The organism is Variovorax glucosi, from assembly GCF_051216695.1.
Lineage (GTDB): Bacteria > Pseudomonadota > Gammaproteobacteria > Burkholderiales > Burkholderiaceae_C > Variovorax.
Genome location: NZ_JBPJZE010000409.1, coordinates 1 through 1,029, shown reverse-complemented (window position 1 = coordinate 1,029; position 1,029 = coordinate 1). Strand labels below are relative to the sequence as shown.

At 67.2% G+C, this 1,029-nt stretch carries 1 protein-coding gene; it reads left to right on the top strand.

What is annotated here, in order from left to right; all coding sequences use genetic code 11:
- Nucleotides 1–258 precede the first annotated feature (258 nt).
- Nucleotides 259–1,029 (top strand): ABC transporter substrate-binding protein (locus ACSFA3_RS26080; RefSeq protein ID WP_435508196.1); only part of this gene is annotated, 771 nt, incomplete at its 3' end.

Genomic DNA, 1,029 nt, shown 5'->3' with positions numbered 1-1,029 from the left:
CCCAATGCACCAGTTGGATGCAATTTTATGGCGTAAAGCGGGGTAAGCCCGAGCCGTTCATGCACCTTAATTGTGCAAAGTACGATCTAGACTCCAAAGCTGCCGGGATTGCATGCCGCGATCCCGCGCCGCTGAATTCCCCGCCCCGGCTCCTGCCGGCGGCCCCACTCAGACGCACCCATCCCCCAATCCGGAGACCCTCACGTGAAAAACGCTTTGCTTCGCACACCCTTCAGCGCAGTGGCCCTGGCCCTCGGCATGCTGGCCGCCGCGCCTTCGTTCGCGGCCGACATCAAGTCGGTGGCCGTGACCGCCATCGTCGAGCACCCGGCGCTGGACGCCGTGCGCGACGGCGTGAAGGCCGAGCTGAAGGCCGCCGGCTACGAAGAAGGCAAGAACCTCAAGTTCACCTACCAAAGCGCGCAGGGCAACGTGGGCACCGCCGCCCAGATCGCCCGCAAGTACGTGGGCGACGCGCCCGACGCGATCGTCGCCATTGCCACGCCGTCGGCGCAGGCCGTGGTGGCCGCCACCAAGACGATTCCGGTGGTGTATTCGGCAATCACCGACCCGGTGGCCGCCAAGCTGGTGAAGAACTGGGAGCCCTCCGGCACCAACGTGACGGGCGTGTCGGACCTGTCGCCGCTCGAAAAGCACGTTGGCCTCATCAAGCAGGTGGTGCCGAACGCCAAGCGCATCGGCGTGATCTACAGCCCCGGCGAAGCCAACTCGGTGGCCATCGTCGCCTCGCTGAAAAAGGCGGCCGCCGACGCCGGCATGACCGTGGTCGAAGCCGCCGCCGCCCGCACGGTGGACGTGCCGACCGCCGCCCAGAGCCTGGTCGGCAAGGCCGACGTGATCTACACGCCCACCGACAACAACGTGGTCTCGGCCTTCGAGGGCATCGTGAAGGTGGCGCAGCAGGCCAAGCTGCCGGTGGTGGCGGCCGACACGGCCACGGTGGAGCGCGGCGCCGTTGCGGCACTGGGCCTGAACTACAGCGACATCGGCCGCCAGACCGGCAAGATC